The organism is Aneurinibacillus uraniidurans (genome assembly GCF_028471905.1).
GTDB lineage: Bacteria > Bacillota > Bacilli > Aneurinibacillales > Aneurinibacillaceae > Aneurinibacillus > Aneurinibacillus uraniidurans.
Genome location: NZ_CP116902.1, coordinates 2,128,603 through 2,147,790, shown reverse-complemented (window position 1 = coordinate 2,147,790; position 19,188 = coordinate 2,128,603). Strand labels below are relative to the sequence as shown.

At 45.5% G+C, this 19,188-nt stretch carries 25 protein-coding genes and 1 other annotated feature (1 of these 26 only partly in view); of the genes, 17 read left to right on the top strand and 8 right to left on the bottom strand.

The genetic code is table 11. From position 1 onward, the window contains the following. Positions 1-10: 10 nt before the first annotated feature. Entirely contained in the window at positions 11-1,249 is a 1,239-nt protein-coding gene (locus tag PO771_RS10755; RefSeq protein WP_272559674.1) for a glycosyltransferase family 2 protein, read from the top strand. A 51-nt stretch (positions 1,250-1,300) separates the two neighbouring features. On the opposite strand, the gene PO771_RS10750 is transcribed toward PO771_RS10755, so the two are convergent. Beyond that, positions 1,301-1,513: a hypothetical protein gene (locus PO771_RS10750; RefSeq protein ID WP_272559673.1), complete on the bottom strand. Its 213-nt coding sequence runs from the start codon at positions 1,511-1,513 to the stop codon at positions 1,301-1,303. Positions 1,514-1,807: 294 nt separating this feature from the next. On the opposite strand from PO771_RS10750, the gene PO771_RS10745 reads away from it, so the two are divergent. The 6 genes from PO771_RS10745 to PO771_RS10720 all read left to right on the top strand — a co-directional run bounded on the left by PO771_RS10745 (position 1,808) and on the right by PO771_RS10720 (position 7,049). Next, positions 1,808-3,115 carry an O-acetylhomoserine aminocarboxypropyltransferase/cysteine synthase family protein gene (locus PO771_RS10745; protein ID WP_272559672.1) on the top strand — a complete coding sequence of 436 codons (1,308 nt, stop codon included), beginning with the start codon at positions 1,808-1,810 and terminating at the stop codon, positions 3,113-3,115. 22 nt (positions 3,116-3,137) lie between these two features. Next, positions 3,138-4,145: an ABC transporter substrate-binding protein gene (locus PO771_RS10740; RefSeq protein ID WP_272559671.1), complete on the top strand. Its 1,008-nt coding sequence runs from the start codon at positions 3,138-3,140 to the stop codon at positions 4,143-4,145. A 146-nt stretch (positions 4,146-4,291) separates the two neighbouring features. Then, positions 4,292-5,290, top strand: coding sequence for an ABC transporter permease (locus PO771_RS10735; protein ID WP_272559670.1), 999 nt, complete (start codon positions 4,292-4,294; stop codon positions 5,288-5,290). After that, positions 5,284-6,051, top strand: a complete 768-nt coding sequence (locus PO771_RS10730) for an ABC transporter ATP-binding protein (protein ID WP_272559669.1) — start codon at positions 5,284-5,286, stop codon at positions 6,049-6,051. Before PO771_RS10735 ends, PO771_RS10730 begins: the two co-directional genes overlap by 7 nt. Positions 6,052-6,082: 31 nt before the next feature. After that, on the top strand, positions 6,083-6,571 hold the full coding sequence (locus PO771_RS10725) for an S-ribosylhomocysteine lyase (RefSeq protein ID WP_272559668.1): 489 nt from the start codon (positions 6,083-6,085) through the stop codon (positions 6,569-6,571). Positions 6,572-6,701: 130 nt separating this feature from the next. Next, positions 6,702-7,049, top strand: a complete 348-nt coding sequence (locus tag PO771_RS10720) for a hypothetical protein (RefSeq protein WP_272559667.1) — start codon at positions 6,702-6,704, stop codon at positions 7,047-7,049. 54 nt (positions 7,050-7,103) lie between these two features. On the opposite strand, the gene PO771_RS10715 is transcribed toward PO771_RS10720, so the two are convergent. Genes PO771_RS10715 through PO771_RS10705 form a run of 3 tightly spaced genes read right to left on the bottom strand, consistent with a single transcriptional unit; the run spans position 7,104 to position 8,379 of the window. Then, complete coding sequence (locus PO771_RS10715; RefSeq protein WP_272559666.1) at positions 7,104-7,463, bottom strand: fluoride efflux transporter FluC; 360 nt, start codon at positions 7,461-7,463, stop codon at positions 7,104-7,106. 2 nt (positions 7,464-7,465) lie between these two features. Next, the gene (gene crcB, locus PO771_RS10710; RefSeq protein ID WP_272559665.1) at positions 7,466-7,864 is read right to left on the bottom strand and encodes a fluoride efflux transporter CrcB; all 399 of its coding nucleotides are present in this window, start codon (positions 7,862-7,864) and stop codon (positions 7,466-7,468) included. A 26-nt stretch (positions 7,865-7,890) separates the two neighbouring features. Beyond that, entirely contained in the window at positions 7,891-8,379 is a 489-nt protein-coding gene (locus PO771_RS10705) for a copper resistance CopC family protein (RefSeq protein WP_272559664.1), read from the bottom strand. Positions 8,380-8,563: 184 nt separating this feature from the next. On the opposite strand from PO771_RS10705, the gene PO771_RS10700 reads away from it, so the two are divergent. The 8 genes from PO771_RS10700 (at position 8,564) to PO771_RS10665 (ending at position 15,093) form a co-directional block, all read left to right on the top strand. Then, entirely contained in the window at positions 8,564-9,334 is a 771-nt protein-coding gene (locus tag PO771_RS10700; protein WP_272559663.1) for an SDR family oxidoreductase, read from the top strand. A gap of 24 nt (positions 9,335-9,358) precedes the next feature. Next, the gene (locus PO771_RS10695; RefSeq protein ID WP_272559662.1) at positions 9,359-9,874 is read left to right on the top strand and encodes a hypothetical protein; all 516 of its coding nucleotides are present in this window, start codon (positions 9,359-9,361) and stop codon (positions 9,872-9,874) included. Beyond that, complete coding sequence (locus PO771_RS10690; RefSeq protein WP_272559661.1) at positions 9,871-10,920, top strand: alpha/beta fold hydrolase; 1,050 nt, start codon at positions 9,871-9,873, stop codon at positions 10,918-10,920. Before PO771_RS10695 ends, PO771_RS10690 begins: the two co-directional genes overlap by 4 nt. Before the next feature lie 214 nt (positions 10,921-11,134). After that, on the top strand, positions 11,135-11,536 hold the full coding sequence (locus PO771_RS10685; protein ID WP_272559660.1) for a hypothetical protein: 402 nt from the start codon (positions 11,135-11,137) through the stop codon (positions 11,534-11,536). Positions 11,537-11,551: 15 nt separating this feature from the next. Then, positions 11,552-12,487, top strand: coding sequence for an FAD:protein FMN transferase (locus PO771_RS10680; protein ID WP_272559659.1), 936 nt, complete (start codon positions 11,552-11,554; stop codon positions 12,485-12,487). Next, on the top strand, positions 12,484-13,095 hold the full coding sequence (locus tag PO771_RS10675) for a ferric reductase-like transmembrane domain-containing protein (RefSeq protein ID WP_272559658.1): 612 nt from the start codon (positions 12,484-12,486) through the stop codon (positions 13,093-13,095). Before PO771_RS10680 ends, PO771_RS10675 begins: the two co-directional genes overlap by 4 nt. 2 nt (positions 13,096-13,097) lie before the next feature. After that, positions 13,098-13,769 carry a response regulator transcription factor gene (locus PO771_RS10670; RefSeq protein WP_272559657.1) on the top strand — a complete coding sequence of 224 codons (672 nt, stop codon included), beginning with the start codon at positions 13,098-13,100 and terminating at the stop codon, positions 13,767-13,769. Position 13,770: 1 nt separating this feature from the next. After that, complete coding sequence (locus tag PO771_RS10665) at positions 13,771-15,093, top strand: sensor histidine kinase (RefSeq protein WP_272559656.1); 1,323 nt, start codon at positions 13,771-13,773, stop codon at positions 15,091-15,093. A 62-nt stretch (positions 15,094-15,155) separates the two neighbouring features. On the opposite strand, the gene PO771_RS10660 is transcribed toward PO771_RS10665, so the two are convergent. Genes PO771_RS10660 through PO771_RS10650 form a run of 3 tightly spaced genes read right to left on the bottom strand, consistent with a single transcriptional unit; the run spans position 15,156 to position 16,392 of the window. Beyond that, on the bottom strand, positions 15,156-15,509 hold the full coding sequence (locus tag PO771_RS10660; RefSeq protein ID WP_272559655.1) for a DMT family transporter: 354 nt from the start codon (positions 15,507-15,509) through the stop codon (positions 15,156-15,158). Between the two features lie 17 nt (positions 15,510-15,526). Next, entirely contained in the window at positions 15,527-15,847 is a 321-nt protein-coding gene (locus tag PO771_RS10655) for a DMT family transporter (protein WP_272559654.1), read from the bottom strand. After that, the gene (locus tag PO771_RS10650) at positions 15,847-16,392 is read right to left on the bottom strand and encodes a TetR/AcrR family transcriptional regulator (protein WP_272559653.1); all 546 of its coding nucleotides are present in this window, start codon (positions 16,390-16,392) and stop codon (positions 15,847-15,849) included. Before PO771_RS10650 ends, PO771_RS10655 begins: the two co-directional genes overlap by 1 nt. 146 nt (positions 16,393-16,538) lie before the next feature. Between PO771_RS10650 and PO771_RS10645 the strand changes: the two genes are divergently transcribed. Both PO771_RS10645 and PO771_RS10640 read left to right on the top strand, forming a co-directional pair. After that, positions 16,539-17,369, top strand: coding sequence for a TrmB family transcriptional regulator (locus tag PO771_RS10645; protein WP_336297940.1), 831 nt, complete (start codon positions 16,539-16,541; stop codon positions 17,367-17,369). A 14-nt stretch (positions 17,370-17,383) separates the two neighbouring features. Next, positions 17,384-18,010 carry a LysE family translocator gene (locus PO771_RS10640; protein ID WP_272559652.1) on the top strand — a complete coding sequence of 209 codons (627 nt, stop codon included), beginning with the start codon at positions 17,384-17,386 and terminating at the stop codon, positions 18,008-18,010. 177 nt (positions 18,011-18,187) lie between these two features. Here PO771_RS10640 and PO771_RS10635 read toward each other — a convergent pair whose 3' ends face one another. Next, on the bottom strand, positions 18,188-18,961 hold the full coding sequence (locus tag PO771_RS10635) for an SDR family NAD(P)-dependent oxidoreductase (RefSeq protein ID WP_272559651.1): 774 nt from the start codon (positions 18,959-18,961) through the stop codon (positions 18,188-18,190). Between the two features lie 198 nt (positions 18,962-19,159). Next, positions 19,160-19,188 (top strand) — a binding site (T-box leader) (it continues 217 nt past the right edge of the window).

The window sequence follows — 19,188 nt, the reverse complement described above, 5'->3', positions numbered from 1 at the left end:
ATGTTCGTTTATGACGATGTTGGCAAATTTGCTGGATGATTTATTTATCATACTGCAGATTATTACCGGAACCATTAGCACCTATCAAATTACGATTGGGCTTGCCGGCTTTTTTCGCAAGAAAGAACAATGTGTGCATGCACCGGAGAAATCATTTGCGGTAATTGTGGCTGCACATAATGAAGAACAAGTCATTGCGCCGCTGCTTGAAAACTTAAAGTTGCTTGATTATCCGAAAGAGCTGTTCGATATTTTTGTTATTTGTGATAATTGCACGGATCGTACCGCAGATATCGTTCGGGCGCACAATTTGTATGCGATGGAGCGGTTTAATAGCGAGAAGCGTGGCAAGGGACATGCGCTGGAATGGATGTTTGAAAAGCTATGGCAGCGCAAGCGTCAGTATAATGCGGTCGTTATTTTTGATGCGGACAATCTTGTCAGTCGCAATTTCCTGCGTGAAATGAATGAAAAGCTTGTCGACGGCTCGAAAGTTGTACAAGCGTATCTGGATACAAAAAATCCGTACGATTCCTGGGTGACAATTTCGTATGCAGTGACGTACTGGTTTATGAACCGGATGTGGCAGCTTGCCCGCTATAATCTCAAAATGGCTAATTCACTCGGAGGGACAGGCATTTGTGTGGATACAGATCTGCTCAAAGAAATGGGCTGGAACGCTACATCGCTTACAGAAGATGTGGAGTTCACGGCCCGCTGTGTCGAGCGGGAGATTTATCCGTCCTGGGCGCATAATGCGATTGTATATGATGAAAAACCGCTGACGCTTGCGAGCTCGATGAAGCAGCGTCTGCGCTGGATGCAGGGGCATTTTTACTGTGCGCGTCATTATTTCTGGCCGCTTCTGTTCAAATCCGCCCGCACTCGTAATCTTTCTCAGTTCGATGCGGCTCTGTATTTGTTCCAGCCGATGCGGCTCTTAATTGTGGCGATGACAACGCTTATGCTGTACTTGCAGGTGGCAACTCCGCTGTATGACCAGCTTGGGCTAACGAAAACACTGCCAAACTGGTTCTGGTGGGCGATTAATATTGCCTTGTACGCACAAACACCGCTTGCAATGATGATTGAGCGCGTACCTCTCAGGGGATACCTTGGGTTATTGGCGTATCCGGTGTTTTTGATTACATGGATTCCCGTAACTGTGGTTGCTTTCTTTACAAGCAACAATACAGAATGGAGCCATACCGCTCATACTCGCTCCATGCGTATTGAAGATGTATCGTAAGGAACAGAAAAAACAGCCGACTTAGGTAAAAAGCCGGCTGTTTTTGTTTATTTAAAATACACGGCGACGAATTACGCGACGTACACGACGACGGACTATGCGGCGGCGAATTACACGGCGACGACGGCGGCGGATTACTCGGCGACAGCAGCAATCGCAGTCACAATCACGATCGCAGCCATCAAAGAAGTCATCGCAGCGGTCAAATGATGGGAATCCAAAATCGATATCGTTGAAGAAGGAATCGAATCCACGGTTACACATTACTCTAACACTTCCTTTGCTCTGGTATATTTCCATCATATGAGAGTACAGTTACAGACGTATGGACAAACATCTGTGGACAAAGGCCGCTTTTCGAGCCTGATTTTGGTACATACTCTACATTCAAAATCATTGTTGACAGAAACAACTAAGCACTATATTATTAAACCAACAAATTTAATAAGAATACTTTATTATTAGTGCGTGTTGACCAGACGTCTGGAGACCAAATTTATTTCGACAATAAATTTGGTCTTTTTTTGTTGGTTGACACATGTAACAGGAGGAAGAGATATGGGAGACAAAAACTTGAAGTTTGACACATTGCAAGTTCATGCTGGACAAAAGCCGGATGCAACAACGGGTGCACGTGCGGTGCCGATTTATCAGACAACATCTTTTTCCTTTGAGAACATAGAGCAGGCGATCTCTTTATTTTCACTCAAGGAAGCAGGGCATCTTTACACGCGTACTGGTAATCCAACGAATGAAGTATTAGAACAACGTATTGCCGCTCTTGAAGGAGGCGTTGCAGCACTGGCCGTCGCTTCCGGCGCCGCAGCAATTACATATTCGATCCTCAATGTAGCGAGTGCGGGAGACGAGATCGTATCAGCTGGCACATTGTATGGCGGTACGTACAATCTGTTTTCCGTTACGCTTCCAAAACTCGGGATTCATACCACATTTGTTGATCCAGACGATCCGGAAAACTTCCGTGCTACCATTACAGATCGGACAAAAGCCATCTACATCGAGAGTATCGGGAATCCAGGTATTAATATCATCGACATTCAGGCAGTAGCGGATATTGCACATGAGAATGGTATTCCACTCATCGTCGACAATACATTTGCTACCCCGTATCTGCTGAAACCAATTGAACATGGGGCAGATATCGTCGTTCATTCCGCTACGAAATTTATTGGCGGTCACGGTACATCCATTGGTGGACTACTGGTCGATAGTGGGAAATTCGACTGGGCTGCCAGCGGAAAGTTCCCGGAATTTGTTGAACCGAATGCCAATTACGGTGGCCTTCGTTTTGAAGAAAGCTTTGCACCGGCCGCGTATGCGGTAAAGGCACGCGTGCAGTATTTACGAGATACAGGAGCAGCGATTAGTCCGTTTAACTCCTTTTTGTTCCTACAGGGGATTGAAACGTTATCGCTCCGCGTAGAAAAGCACGTAGCTAATACGAAAAAAGTTGTCGAGTTCTTACAAAATCATCCGCAAGTAGCGTGGGTTAACTATCCAGGGTTAAAAAATAACGAATATTACGAGCTATCAAAGAAATACTTCCCGAAAGGACCGGGTGCAATCTTTACATTCGGCATTGTAGGTGGTCTTGAAGCAGGAAAAGCCTTCATCAATAACCTGGAGCTTTTCTCTCTTTTAGCTAATGTAGGGGATGCAAAATCTCTCGTAATTCATCCGGCCAGCACGACACATGCACAGCTTTCGGAAGCAGAATTAACAGAGGCAGGGGTTACACCTGATTTAATTCGACTGTCCATTGGCATTGAAGATCCAGATGATTTGATTGCCGATCTCGAGCAAGCACTCCAAAAAGTGGCAGTACAAAATCACGTAACAAATTAAAGAGGGGCAGGAGAGGAAAACGATGAGGAAAGCAAAGAAAATAGGGGCACTATCGATTCTGCTCGCCATGGGGCTTATGACGGCGTGCGGAAATGAGAAAACTGCATCAACATCTGAGGGAAGCAAGGGTTCTACTCATCCGTTTACGATTGCATATTCTGGCGGCACATGCGAAGCTCCGCTTTATATAGCATATGAGAAAGGTTTCTTTAAGGATGAGGGCCTCGACGTTAACTTGGTGAAAATGGATTTTGAACAATTGAAATCCGGTATTTCATCCGACAAAGTAGATGCAACTGTCGGAAACTTCGCCTGGTTTAAACCGATTGAGCAAGGGCTTGGCGTGAAGCTGACAGCTGGTGTACACGCAGGTTGTATCCAGGCCGTTACGCCAAAAAGTTCCGGGATTGCCTCGATTAAAGATCTGAAGGGCAAAACCATCGGCGTCGATACGATTGGTGGCGGTCCGATGATCACGATGTCCATTGAGCTGCAGAAGCACGGGATTGATCCGAAGAAGGATGTATCATGGAAAGCATACCCACCGCCGCAGCTGGCAAGTGCTGCTGACAAGAAAGAGATCGATGCTTTTATCGTCTGGGACCCACATGGACAAAAGGCGCTTGATGGAAACCAGTACAATCGCCTGTTAAACATTGCCCATGATGAACCCTATCACTCTGGTTATTGCTGCTATTCGGTGGTAAGCGCCAAGCTTGTGGAGCAAGATCCGAAAAAAGCAGCAGCCTTCACGCGGGCTATCTTAAGAGGAGCGGAGTGGGTTGGCGAGCATCCACAAGAAACCGCCCAGCTTGAAGTAGATAAAAAATATGTCGGAGCAGACGTAGAGTTAAACGCCAAGTTATTAAAAGATTACACATGGAAACCAAGTGTGAAGCGGGCAGAAGAAAGTGTGAAGTTTTTCATTCATGAACAAAAATCACAAGGGATTCTCGAAGCATCTACAGATGAGAATGAACTGTTCACGAAAATTTTTGCGGAAGTAATCCCGGATTATAAAGGCAATTAATCTATACTATCATCCAAAAAGAGAGGGGAGAATTCGCATGTCACCGGCTCGTTACTTGCGACTGGATTATCGATACTCGGTATAAGCATCACATTGCTAAACTCGTATCTTCTAGCAAGAAAATCATAACCAGGGGGAAGGGAGCTATGTCAAAAGTAGAAAGCATCACGCTGCCAGTCAAACGAATTTATAAGCAAAGTGCCGCTATGTTAGTGCAATCCCTGTTGCCAGTTCTGTTTTTGGTTGGGACATTGCTTGTTCATATCGGTCTACCAAATAAGCAAATGGTAGGGTCAACAGGTGCCTATACAGTCCTGCTTACAGCCGTGTTACTTGTGTATAGCGGCTGGTTTGTTCTATCGATTCAATCATCAAACATCCAAAAAATCTTATTGCATCAGGCGCCAATCTCAGCATTATTTATTGTCATATTTCTAGTATGGGAAGTGCTTACCCTAAAGTTCAATATTCTTCCGCTTCCTTACTTTCCGTCTCCGGTCAAGATACTGGATGCGTTTGTAACAGATGGGGCCGTTATAGGCATTAGTGCCGCTTACTCAGCTCGCTTACTTGTGGTCGGATTCGGCATTGGGGCACTGGCTGGTGTGGCAACTGGAATTCTAATGGGATGGTATCAGCGATTTGAGTACTGGATTAATCCATTCTTCCGCTTAATCGGCCCGATTCCGTCTACGGCCTGGATTCCCATTGTGCTCGTTGTATTTCCAAGTAGTTTTACGGCCAGCATCTTTTTACTTGCTCTTGCCACGTGGTTTCCTGTTACCGTTATGACATGGTCGGGGATCTCCGGTATAAATAGATCGTTTTTTGAGGTAGCTCGAACATTAGGCGCGAATGAGCGGTACTTGATCTGGAAAGTTGCGCTTCCGGCTGCACTTCCTCACGTATTTACGGGCCTGTTTATGGGATTGGGTACATCATTCGTCACGTTAATTGTAGCGGAAATGCTCGGTGTAAAAGCAGGGCTTGGCTGGTACATTCAGTGGGCGCAGGGGTGGGGGGAGTATTACAAGTTGTATGCTGCCTTGCTCATTATGGCTCTGTTGTTCTCGGTGATTATTACCATTCTCTTTAAGGTGAAAGATCGCGTTCTAATCTGGCAGAAAGGGCTGATGAAATGGTAGCAACTGTACATCAAGGTGGAGCGATCTCTATTCAGGGGATTACCAAAACGTTTTATAATGCTACGGGAGAAACTTTCGTTGCGCTAAGTCAGGTTAGTCTTGACATAAGGGAAGGTGAATTTGTTAGTTTAATCGGTCCAAGCGGGTGCGGCAAATCGACACTGTTGCGGTTGATTGCTGGACTTGAACATCCCGATAGAGGAAGTTTACTTGTTGATGGGGAAGAAATTGACGGACCACATCACTCCCGGGGATTTATGTTTCAGGACCCAACGTTGTTTCCATGGAAAAACGTGTGGAGTAATGTAGCAACCGGACTTGAGGCGCGGGGGATTTTGCATGAGAAAAGAGCTGATGTCGACGAATTTTTACAGCTTGTTGGACTTGAGAATTTCGTCAATTCATATCCACACCAGTTATCGGGTGGGATGGCACAGCGGGCCGCATTGGCACGGGCATTGGTGAATCATCCGAAAGTGTTGCTGCTTGATGAGCCGCTTGGTGCACTCGACGCTTTTACCCGGATGAATATGCAGGATGAGATTTTGCGGATTTGGAAAGAACGAAATACAACCATGTTATTTGTCACCCATGATATTGATGAGGCGATTTATGTTAGTGATCGGGTCGTCGTGATGTCAGCACGTCCCGGGCAAATCAAGGAAGTGATTGCGATTGATCTTCCAAGACCGAGACAGCGGGATGAGGCAGCATTTGTTGCCTATCGCTCTCAGCTTCTGCACAGCTTGCATTTTGCCTAGCCATACAAATAAATAAGGAAAGGGTTATACGATGAAAACATATAAAGTAGAGTCATTTCAGCTTGACCACACACAGGTAGAAGCCCCGTACATTCGCGTAGCAGATCAAAAACACTTCGTACAGGAAGGAGAGGTTCGTTCAGAATTCGTGGTTAGCAAGTTCGACATCCGGTTTACTCAGCCAAATGTAGAGTTTCTAGCAACGGCTACTATTCATTCGCTTGAACATCTACTAGCGGAAAATATCCGTACCTACTCGGATCATGTAATAGATGTTTCACCGATGGGATGCCGAACAGGATTTTATGTCATTTTGCAGGGAGCATATACGGTAGAAGAAGTATATGAACTGTTGACGACAACACTTCGAGATGTAGTGGAAGCGAAGGAAGTTCCGGCATGCAATGAAGTCCAATGCGGAAATTATCGTGATCACGACCTGGAAGCTGCGAAGAAGGAAGCGATACGTTTTCTTAGTCATTCTAAGGAATTTTTACAGACCTTTATTCGCATCACATAAATGTCAGAATTCCTTCACATTTGACGCAGAGGATTGAAGCTGTTGTCTTGAATCTTACACTGTTTTCGTCTACAGTTATACGTAAGCATACATCCTTACGTGTATGTAAAATACGGAAAGGGTTGTTCGTATGACACAAACACATGACAGCGCACAGGAGCAGCCGGTTAATAAACCGATCCAAGCCTTGCTTTCCTTTATATTTGGCACGGGTAGCTTTATTCTTTTGCTTTTATTTTTTTCTAGTATGATTATCCGTGCGGATGGAAATGGGGTCGTTGCAGCTCAGATGGCAATGTTGTGGCTGATGCTGTCGGTTCTGTTGGCTTTGTTCGGCTTCATACTTGGGCTTCGGGCTCGCTACACGTTACAGAATAAGAAGTTCGCTACGTTCGGACTTGTTCTGTCTTGTCCAGCTCTTATTACGACAGTTCTGATGCCACTCTTTACAGTCTTTATGTATTATGTACGATCGTAACATACCAAAAAAAGCTCCCCGTTGCTGGAATGGCACGAGGAGCTTTTTGCTGTTTCAGATAAATCGGCGACCAAGCTCGAATCCGAGCGCGGCTAGTATAATGCCGCCCAGAATGCTAAGTGCTATGTAATAGAATGCTATCTTGTTTCGTTGCCTGCTACGAAGTTCTGTAATGTCGAATTGAAACGTCGAAAATGTCGTAAACGATCCAAGAAATCCGACACCCGCAAATAGAAGCAGAGGCAGGCTTGCTTCCATACCGTACAAAAGTCCAAGCAGAAATGAGCCAAGCAAATTCACGACTACTGTTCCGTATGGCAGCGGAGAGGACACAACCCGGCTGATGAAAGAAGTAAGCGCAAAGCGGCTAATGGCTCCGATAAAACTGCCCACTGCGATCCAGACGATTTCCATACCTATCCCTGCCTCTCGTGTGGCCTTGTTTCTTGTGAGCGTGCAGCAAGTCGAATGCCGAGTACAGCTGTCCCGTAGCCACCGATTAGACTGGCAATCACATAACTAAGCGCAGCAGCCATCTGCCCGCTATGCATTAGATGAAGCGTTTCGTAGCTAAACGTCGAAAACGTTGTAAATGACCCGATAAATCCGGTTCCGATAGCCGTTCGTACATGCGGATGTACAGGGAAGCGTCGGGCTGTCCATGTATAAAAGAAGGCAAGCAGAAACGAACCTGTAAGATTAATGAGAAGCGTCGCCAGTGGAAAACTTGCGACGCTTCCCTGTATCCACATTCCCACTAGATAACGGGAAAGAGCCCCGGCTATTCCGGCAATTCCTACCCAGATGTAGCTCATTTTATCCCCCTTATGTCATCTCGCATTCAGGTTGTTCGTTTTTTCACCAGCCAGAGTATACTTGCAAGTAAAAAGATGCCAATTCCACCGAGTACGAGCGGAATGTAGGCAATTGAGCTTGATGTTTGTTGAGGTTGTAATGCATCTGGCGCAGAAGGGTGGCTTGTCTTCACGTGAAAGGTAACCCCACCTTGATTATGATTATTGGCTTTGTCGATAACGGCCCACGTTATGATAATTAGCCCATTCGGCAGCGGAGTTGCTGTATGTCCGGTCATTTCGGTTCCGTTTATTTTCAGGTTCTGCACGTTGATTTGATTGCCGGCCTCATCTTGGATTTTGAAATAACTTCCTTCTTTAATCGGGGATGTAAAAGTGAGCCGAATGTCTTGCCGGTCTTGTTGAACTAGACTGCCATTGGCTGGATCTGATGTTTGTAGCTCTGTCAGGGCAAACGCAGGGAGCGGTCTGACAAACAAGCAGATTATGATAAGTAGAGCTGTGACGTATCGCATCTGAAATCTCCTTTGTATGTATGTCCTACTTCGTTTTTTATATTGTACCACGATGAGGGCAGTAGATGTAATTTCCACGTACCTTGACACATTTGGGACAGGATTACGTGCACGTATCAAGTGCTGTTTATCTATACTGTATCGAAGTCTCGTAAAAAATGATAGATAAAGGACGTGTACCATAGTGAAAGAGTTATTCAATTTAACTGGGAAAACGGCCCTTGTGACAGGTGGTGGTAGGGGCCTAGGAGAGCAGATGGTGCAGGCGTTGGCAGAAGCAGGTGCTAATATTGTGATCTGCTCGCGCAATCTGGAAGCTTGCCAGGCGGTGGTGGACCGGCTGACTGCGCGAGGCACACAGGCACTAGCACTTGCCTGCGATGCATCTGACCCAGCGATGATCCGACAAGTCGTTGATAAAGCTGTAGAACATTTTGGTCGAATCGATATTTTGGTTAACAACAGCGGCATCTCCTGGGCTGCCCCGATGCTTGCCATGCCTGTTGATAAGTGGGATAAGGTGATGAACGTGAATGTTCGGGCCGTCTTTTTATTTGCGCAGGCGGTCGCTCCTATCATGATGCAGAATGGTGGTGGCAAGATCATCAACATCGCATCCGTATCCGGGTTTGGCGGTACGCATCCAGCATTAATGGATACGATTGCCTACAACACAAGTAAGGGAGCGGTTATGACATTGACGAAAGATCTGGCTGTTAAGCTTGCTTCCTATAATATTCAGATCAATGCGATCGCTCCCGGCTTTTTCCCAACGAAAATTACACAAAAGCTGCAAGAGAACATTAGTGAGAAATTACTCGTACACATTCCAGCTAGGCGGTTCGGTGGGGAAAATGACTTGGGTGGATCTGTTATTTTCCTAGCATCTTCTGCCTCCGATTATGTGACTGGGCATGTACTAGTCGTAGATGGCGGCATGTCTGCTCTTGTATAAACCATATAGAAAGGATAAACCATCATGGAAAATGAATATTGGAAGAACATAAATCGTCTATATAACGATTTAAAGAAAACTGGAGTTATCTGGGAACAAATGGTCAACCATCTGATTCACAGTCAACTGAACAGCCCAGCTGCGGTTCAGCAGGGACGCGACTATACCGAATCTTTTATTCAAATGATGAAGCCGCTGCGCGAATCGATCGAAACCATTACGGCGCTGTTAAATATTCCGACAAAAGATGATGTGGCTCGAATCGCGAACCTTGTTATCCAGTTGGAGGAGAAGCTGGACGCTATCGAAGATCAATTGGCCCTGCGTACGTCCACAGCCAAACCACATGCTCGAATGACCTCACGCCGAACCACCTCGCGTCGGACACGTCAAAGACAGCAGCCGATATCGACTGAGAAAACAGAGAAAACAGCTTCACCGACTGCCACATCTATGCTTGCTAAAATAATGGAAATGGGCACATTCGACGCAAAGCCAACTGCGGCCAAGCGGATGCGTTTTTTGGGAGTAAATAAATGATGAGTCAGGAGCAAGAGCTGCGCCGTTGGTCTAATTTCGTTAGTATCTGGCATACTCCTGTGCCAGAGATTGGCGGAACACCGCGCGCAGCGATCTGGAAGAAAAACAAAGCAACTTTGTGGCATTATCCAGCTGTAAAGCGCAAGTATGCTGTTCCACTGTTTCTTGTATATTCACTTGTGAACCAGCCGTATATTCTTGATCTAGCTCCGGGCTCAAGCATGATTGAATCGTATGTACAAAACGGCTTTGATGTGTACTTGCTGGACTTTGGTATTCCAGGCTATGAAGACAAAGACATTACACTTACCGATTATATTATCGGCTATATTCAAAAAGGGGTACGTCGCGCACTGCGTCACTCCGGGGCAGAAGAAATGACAGTGATTGGGTATTGTCTTGGTGGTACATTGGCTGCTATCTACACCGCGATTGCCGAAGAGCCAATTCGCAATCTGATTTTATCCGTGACGCCGCTAGACTTTAGCATTGTACCTGTGCTAGACAACTGGGTAGCTGCACTTAAGGAAGAGGACGCTCCGATCAAAGAATTTCTTGAGCTGTATGGTATTTTGCCGGCTCGGATGATGGAAGCATCCATGCGCGTGGTGACCTCGCCGGTATATGTTAGTCCATACTTGTCGCTCTTAGCTCGTGGATATGATGATGCTTATGTGGCACGCTGGCGCCGTTTTAATCAATGGACGAAAGATCATATTCCATTTGCTGGAGCTGCTCTCCTGCAAACAATACAGGATTTCGGGCGCGACAATAAGTTGATCAACGGCGGATTGGTCATAGGGGGAAAACCGGTTCATCTTGCATCGATTCGCGCGAATCTGTTGGTCATCACCAGCAGCAATGACCGTCTTGTGCCGCCTGAGCAAAGTCGCCCGATTATGGACATGGCCGCAAGCCTCGATAAAACATTCCGGGTTAATACAGGTGGTCATGTCATGTTTACGGCGAATGGTGGGTTGCCAGAAGATCTGGCAGAATGGTTACCGGAGCGGTCGAAGCCAGTAAGATCGGAGGGGAAAAGATGACGCAAGGACAGCAAACAACTTCATCTCCGTATGAGGAGTCGTGGATGGCGTATGCAGGCATGGCCGTGATTGTATACCGAAGTTTTTTTATACCAAAGTAATGCGTGATAAAACGTAAGGGGCGAATTTAGATCGCCTCTTTTTTCATTTTGTTTTCAGGAAAGCACGTTATGATAGCTACTAGTGAAAAACAAACGGAGGGGAAAACAAAAATATGGCAAAACATACGTTGACGAAATGGGTAATCAGTCTCTCCAGCGTGGTAGCATTTACCGGCTTTGTTGGCCTTTCCAAACAAGCAGATGCGACGAAAGCAGCCACGCAATCTGCTGAAGTTCAGATGCAGCCGATCACACCAGCTGCACAGCAGCCTGTTTCCAAACTAGTCCAACCTGAGACCGTAAAGACAGATAGCCAAGCGAATAAAGAAGAGAAGCATCATAAACGAAAATATGAACAGCATAACGAGGACGACGATAAAGCGTATGACGATGGGGACCATGAGGAAAAAACAGTTGTACAAAAGTCCACGAAACACCGCTCAACTGCACAACGTTCATCGTATGCTGAACAGGAAACAGCGAAAAAACCAGCAGCTCGTTCCCGTGCTTCTTAAGTAGGAGGGCTGAATATGTACACATTTCGGGCGATGAACACGACTTTTGGTACGGTTGGACTTGATCTGGCTTCCCATGAGAAAACAGAACAGCTTATCTATACACTTGAAAAGAAACTCAGTCGCTTTCAGTCGACCAGTGAGCTTACAGCGTTAAATCAGGCTGCGGGTCAGCCGCATCGTGTGTCGCCCTTACTGTATGGGCTTCTCAGCCTTGCACATACGTACCACTGGGAAACCGACGGACTATTTAATCCTTATCTAGGAGATGTTTTGTGCGCACTTGGATACGATAAGAGCTTTGAAACACTTTCTACTTATTCGCAATCATTCTCGTTCCCGCAATCGCAGCAGCCTGCTTGCCTACATAAATCGCCGCTTGTGCTTGATGCGTCCGAGCAGACCGCTTTTCTACGGGCAGGGGTACAGGTTGATCTTGGCGGCATCGCTAAAGGATGGAGTGCGGATGAAGTACAACGCAGATTACTGGCATCCGGCATTTCATCCGGTCTGATTGATGCTGGTGGTGATATTGCGGTATGGGGCACAAATGAGGGGGAGCCATGGGGCATCAGCATCGCAAATCCGTTCCATGTGGATGAGGATGTAGCGGTGTTGTGGTTTCATCGAGATGCAGGGATTGCGACAAGCAGTTCCATAAAACGCAGCTGGCAGCTGACTGATGGCACACGCGCGCACCATATTATTGACCCGCGCAGGTGCATGCCTGCCACATCTGATCTTGTACAAGTTACAGTTCTCGCACCTGATACGGTAACCGCAGATGTATATGCCAAAACCTTGCTGATTCGCGGATCAAAAGAAGGAGAGCGTTGGATGCGGGAGAACAAACCAGAGCTTGGTTATATCTTTGTAACGCAAAGCGAAACGATCATATTCGGAGGGAATCTGGCTGATTATTGCACCGAATGGGAGGAAGTGAAAGAATGACAACTTTACTAGATTCGATTCAAGCTTTTTTCTCTGTCTGGCATACAGTACGGGGGGCGGGGCTGACTGCTTATATTCTACTGTTTCTCGCTGTCAGTGTCGGGCTTGTTCAAAGCCTGCCTGTTACACCACCGCGCATCCGACCTTTTCTTATGGCTACCCACACGACAGCCGGGTGGCTTGGATTGTTGTTTGGGCTTGTACACGGACTTGTGCTGCGATTTGATAACTATATTGGATACAGCTGGGCCGATATTTTTATCCCATTCTCGTCTGCGCATAAATCCATTGCGACATCAGCTGGAATCATCGGGTTTTATGTAATGCTCATCATCATGGCCAGCTCAGATTGGCGGAAGTATGTTAACCGCAAAATTTGGCGCTTGCTTCACATGATGGCGTACCCGGCGTATCTGCTGGCCTTGTACCATGGGCTTGTACTAGGAACAGATACGCAGCTGGCATCCATTCGATTGCTGTATGTATGTACAAGTGTGATTGCGATTGCACTTTTCATCATTCGCCTGGTAGTTTCGATCCGCCCCCTTTCTTTTTCTCGTCCCGTGGTGGACAATAGAAAGAAACCGCATGGAATGAAAGAAGGGTAAGAATGTACGTACTTGTTGCCGAAGATGATCAGAAGTTAGGCAAACTGATTACACATATGTTAAAAAAAGAAGCGCATACGGTCGATTGGTTCGATTCTGGTCACGATGTAGTGGAGAGTGTCCAAGCTTCCGCATACGATGCGGTTATTCTCGACTGGATGATGCCGGGTGAGGATGGTGTCAGCATCTGCCGCCGCCTGCGGGCGGCTGGCTATACAGGTGGGATTTTACTGTTAACCGCACGGGATGAACTTGATGATCGGGTGTGCGGACTTGATGCCGGGGCAGACGACTATTTGGTAAAGCCGTTTGAATTTGCGGAGCTTCTTGCCCGCGTTCGGGCGCTGGCCCGTCGTACGCGCACACCACTGGTAGCTGATACAATTGAGGCGGGGGGACTCGTGCTTCACTGCACGGAGCATACGCTGCGACAAAACGACACGGTCATTCAGCTTACGCCACGTGAATTTCAATTGATGGAACTTTTGCTGCGCAACCGGGGACAGGTTGTACCGCGTGATGTGATTCTGGAGCGCATATGGGGATATGACGCGGATATTAGCAGCAATACGCTCGATGCATTTGTTCGCCTGCTGCGCAAAAAAATTGACACATCCGGTAGTCACAAGTTGATTCAGAACGTACGCGGCATTGGCTATCGGCTCGAGGTATAACATGTTTACGAAAATCCGCAACCGTTTGACGCTATTGTTTAGCATATGTATGATGCTATTTTTACTTCTGTTTATCATCAGCAGCTATTTTTTGCTATCGCTAGGCGTATATCAAGATAGCAAAACGATGGTACAGAATGTAATCGCACATGAGTGGGAAGATCATCGGGATGACATAAAGCGTCCGCCACGACATGAGCAAGCTGAAAAGGAAACCGAGCATAATCAGCATGATGAAGCTTTTTATTACATTGTGGATCGGAACGGCCAAGTAATAGATGAGCATGAGTCATTTCCAGAGCTGCATGCGGCCATTCTCGAGCGCGTAAAAGGATGGAAGCCGCGGCCTGGAGAAACGCGAACGGAAATATTTTATGTCCAAAATCACAAACCTGTGCGTCTGATGCTTGCCGGGCAAATGTTTGATGGGAAAAAGCCGAATCTCCAGGTGATTTATGCAGGCATTGATATTACGCAGCAGCATGACGCACTTGAGCGTATTATCGTGACTCAAGTCGCGGCAGCTGTCGTTTTCCTTGCCTTATCGTCGTTGCTTGCTTATTACATGGCAAACCGGGCCATGCGCCCTATTATGCGTTCCTTTGCTCGGCAGCGTGAGTTCGTGGCCGACGCCTCTCATGAGCTGCGCACGCCGCTTAGTGTGCTTCATTCCTCGATTGAAGTAGTCGAATCGGAGGAAGATGCGCGAATGTCTGAGTTTTCCCGGCAGATTTTGCATGATGCAAAGGATGAGGTACGAATGATGACTAGCCTTGTCGGTGATCTGCTTACACTCGCCCGAGCTGATTCGGGCGTTCTGGAAGTGAATCGACAGTCTTTTGATTTAGTTGACATGTCTAATCAGCTTGCTCGTACGTTCCAGCCTGTACTGGCTCGGCGTAATCAAACCTTTACGCTGCATGTCCCGGAAACATTGCCGGTGTATGCAGATGCGGAGCGCATTAAGCAGTTGCTCTACATTCTGCTTGAGAATGCGGGCAAGTATACACCGAACGGCGGACGTATTACGCTGGAAGTTGGTATGGAACGGAAAGGGAAAGAAGAGCATATCCGACTTGCGGTACAGGATACAGGCATTGGCATTCCCCCTGAGCAGCAAGCTCGTATTTTTGACCGTTTTTATCGGGTAGATAAAGGACGTTCGCGGCAGATGGGCGGCACCGGGCTCGGGCTTGCGATTGCAGAGTGGATTGTACAGGCACATGGCGGGACCATTCACCTGCAAAGTACGGTGGGTGTCGGGAGTACGTTTACTGTACTTTTGCCGACAACTATAGATAAAGCAAAACGAAACGAATCGTAGCATCATAATAGGAGCTATCCCTATCCGTCATAGTACGACGAGTAGAGATGGCTCCATTTACGTTACGATGGGTCTTGTAGAGGTTGGGACTCTACTTCGACTTTGGATTTGTTAATCATAATAATCCCGATGATAATCAAACAGAGGGCCACAATTTTTAATACACTTACATTCTCGTGAAATAGGATGACCCCGATGATAGCCGTTAACGCGGTTCCGACACCGGACCAGGTCGCATAGGCGGATGATAAAGCAATGCTTTTGAGCGATAAGCTTAAGAACAAGAATGAGGCGACCAGACCAATGAGTACGCCTATACTCGGTCCTAGTAAGGAAAAGCCCTGTGATAATTTGAGCATGGTTGATCCGAAAGCTTCGCATACGATAGCAAGTGCTAAATATAAGATTCCTCGCATGATCGTTCTCCTCTGCATTATTTTGCTAGGTTTAATAAGACGAGACCAAGCACTAAGACCCCGATTCCGATAAACCCCTGCTTGCTTATTTTTTCTTGAAAGAACCGGATTCCTACAAGTACAGTCAAAATCGTCCCGACACCACTCCAAACCGCATACACAAAACCTAAAGGAAGACCCTGCAGCGTGATGGAAAGGAAATAAAAGGCGAGAGCATATCCGGCAATAACTCCTACAACAGGGAAAAAGCGAGTAAAGCCATGTGACATCTTTAACATAGTTGATCCGAAAACTTCAGAAATAATCGCGATTCCTAACAAAAAATAGACCATCTGCATTATTCGCCTTTCTCTATTTTTTCAAAGAGGTACTGCATCACACTTTGTTGCTCTTCTGGTGTTAATGGATCGAGCGCAAACATTTTGGAAAACCAAAGTCCGTCACATACAAGACGCACAATGAGAGCCAGCTCGGGCTTTACATCTTCTTGGCGTAGTGCGCGTCCCCATTCTTCATACACGTCTCTCCATGCGGATAACAATTCATGATTCGTAGCCATCGCAGCTAAAATGCCGGTGTTCGTATCTAAATAATTACAATCCGAAAGATCGGTGAGAGTAGCCGAAGCATAGGCACGAATAAACGCTCCTCTGCCTGCTGGGGCCTTGTCTTGCTCCCGCTCGATTTCTTGCTGAAAACGGGTGATCACTTGATGATTCATAGCGGTAATAAGCGCTTGTTTATTCGGGAAGTGGTACATCAATCCCCCTTTGCTTACACCTGCTTCTGCAGCGACAGCATCAAGCGTCAATTTATCTAATCCTTTTAAGGCAATAACCCGGGAGGCGGCTTCTAAAAGTTCTTCTCGTTTAAATGCGGTCAATTCACTCATCCTTCCTACTGTACCGACTAGTCGGTTTTTTGGAAATTATAGTGTGGAAAAAATAAATTGTCAATATCGCGTATCTTGAATCAGACTTGAAATAATCTCCACATCCCATTATAGTAGTCATATATATAACTACTATAATGGAGGGTATGATGGATAGACTGATTGACTACTTAATGAAAATTGGATTTTCAAAATATGAAAGTCAAGCATACTTGGCACTTCTGAGGCAATCACCTAGCACTGGTTATGAATTAAGCAAACAAAGTGGGGTTCCTAGATCCATGATTTACCAAACTATTAATAAGCTTATTTCTCATGGTGCGATTAACGAGCTGCGTTCTGATCCGGTAACATACACGCCTGTACCACCCAAAGAATTCCTTGGACGTTTACGAGATGAAAAAGATCGAACATTCAGTTACCTGGAGGAAAACTTACAGACGCTTGAACATCCTCCTGATGCGCACGTCATTCGTCATATTAAAGAAAGAGGCCCTGTCATCGATAAAATAAACGCCTTACTTTCAAAAGCTCGGCATGAAGTTTGGCTTTCCTTATGGGAGTCTGAAGTAGATGAAATTCAACCATTTGCGAAAAAAGCAGTAGATTCGGGCGTACAGCTATATTCGCTTTTGTTTAATTGTGAATCTGCCAGTCATTTTGGTACGACATTTTATCATCATCCTTCAACAGCTGCGATCGAGGAGCAGCGTATGGGACAGAGATTAACGGTTGCTGTTTGTGATAATGAAGAAGTGATGATAGCCGGGTTTTCTAAAGAAATGATGCCGGTTGCCTTACATACGGAGGACCCGATGTTAGTATTGCTTGCGAAAGAATACATTCGGCACGATATTATGATGAAAGTGATGGCAGAGAAGTGGGGGATAGAACATATAGAGCGGATTTGGAAGGGCAACCCTGATCTTTTGTACATTGTCACGAACCAGATGTTGAATAGAGAGTAAAGTAGGAGGCGGTTGTGTTGTTTGTTGAGGTGTTTATCATTGGAATTCTAGCTGCTTTATCACCAGGCCCTGACTTTTTTATCGTCATGAAAAATAGCCTGGGATTTGGCTGTCGTATAGGGATTGCTACTGCACTTGGCGTTGCTTTTGCTTTGGTTATTCATATTACGTATACGGTTTTAGGTTTTACGTATATCATGGAAAAAGTTCCAAGTCTATTTACCGCGATAAAACTTGTCGGTTCGCTTTATTTAGCATGGCTTGGATGGCAAGCGATCCGGTCTGTGCCGCAGCATGGACACGACCAAGCAAATCATCAAAAAGTAAACGACAATAAAACATTTATGCAAGGATTTCGTGAAGGATTTTTCTGTAATGTTTTGAATCCAAAAGCGGCGCTATTTTTTCTGAGCGTTTTTTCGCAATTTATTTCAGCCGATACGGGAAACTGGGTTCGTTGGGTGTATGGGTCGGAAATTATCGTAGCTGTTGGATCATGGTTTGTGCTTTTATCTGTTATCATTTCCTATCGAAAGTTTAGAGAGTTTTACGATCGATACAATTATTGGTTTGATCGATGCTTAGGTAGTATTTTACTTTATTTTGCAGTTGTTATCGTTGTGTCGACAATAAAATCATAGACGTACAATTATATGGTTTTTGAAAAACTGAGTAGTTCGGATAAAAAGTTCTTTCTACCATGTGAAGCTGGGAAAAGAAGCAAAATAGTCCCTATCTTATGAAAGAATAGGGACTAATCCAATTGCGGTTATTTTCCAACTCAAGCATAGCTTTCGTATTTAACTTGTCCTAGGTTTTTAATAATAAACGGTATTCCCTATACCACCGGTTACCGAAATGACATCACCAGTAATCGCTGCCGACAAAGGTGAAGCTAGGAAGGTAACGACATAAGCAATTTCCTCCGCTGTAATCAAGCGGTTGAGCGGACTCATTTCTGCTGCCCTGCGTAAAGCCTCCTCATTAGTGAATCGTTCCCTATTCGTTTCCGTATCGACAATCCCTGGGTAAATAGCATTGACGTTAATGCCATGCTTTCCTAATTCTAATGATGCGGATTTTGTTAAATGGACAACAGATGCATTACGCGGACCGGAACTAAAATAATTGCCGCCTATTCTAGCAGCCAGACCACTTATATTGATGATACGCCCCCAATTATTTTCTATCATATAAGGAGCAACTGCTCGCATACAACGAAAATAGCCCATATACTTTTCTTCAAAATCTTTCAAAATAAGTTCATCTTTAATGTGGTTAAAATCTTCGGGCTCTCCGCCACCAACACGGGCGCCGCTGTTGATCAGAATATCAATACTACCCATCGCTGCTGCTGATTTTTCAACTAAGTTTAGGATAGAGTCAGGATTCGAAGTATCTGCCACGATCGGATAGATATTTCTTTTTGTTTCCTGAGCTAATTCCTCTGCAGTGATCTTTAGCGAGGATTCGTTTCTAGAACAAATCGTACAATCTACACCTTCCAGAGCCAGCTGACGGGCAATAGCTTTACCAATTCCACGGCTTCCTCCTGTAATAAGTGCTTTTTTTCCAGATAACTTTAAGTCCATAAGTAAGCCTCCATTTTGATTCAACACGTGATATGACCAAATTAGAAAGGTATTTTCAGGATTTTTTATGATTATTAACTTACTTTATACATAATGATTATACTTGTGAATTATAGTTGGATCAATTTTGTGATTGTTTTTTATTTGGGATTTGACAAGTCGCTCGATACTGAATAGAATGTTCTGTAACAAAAGCACACAAATTCGATGACGAGAACAAGTACGTT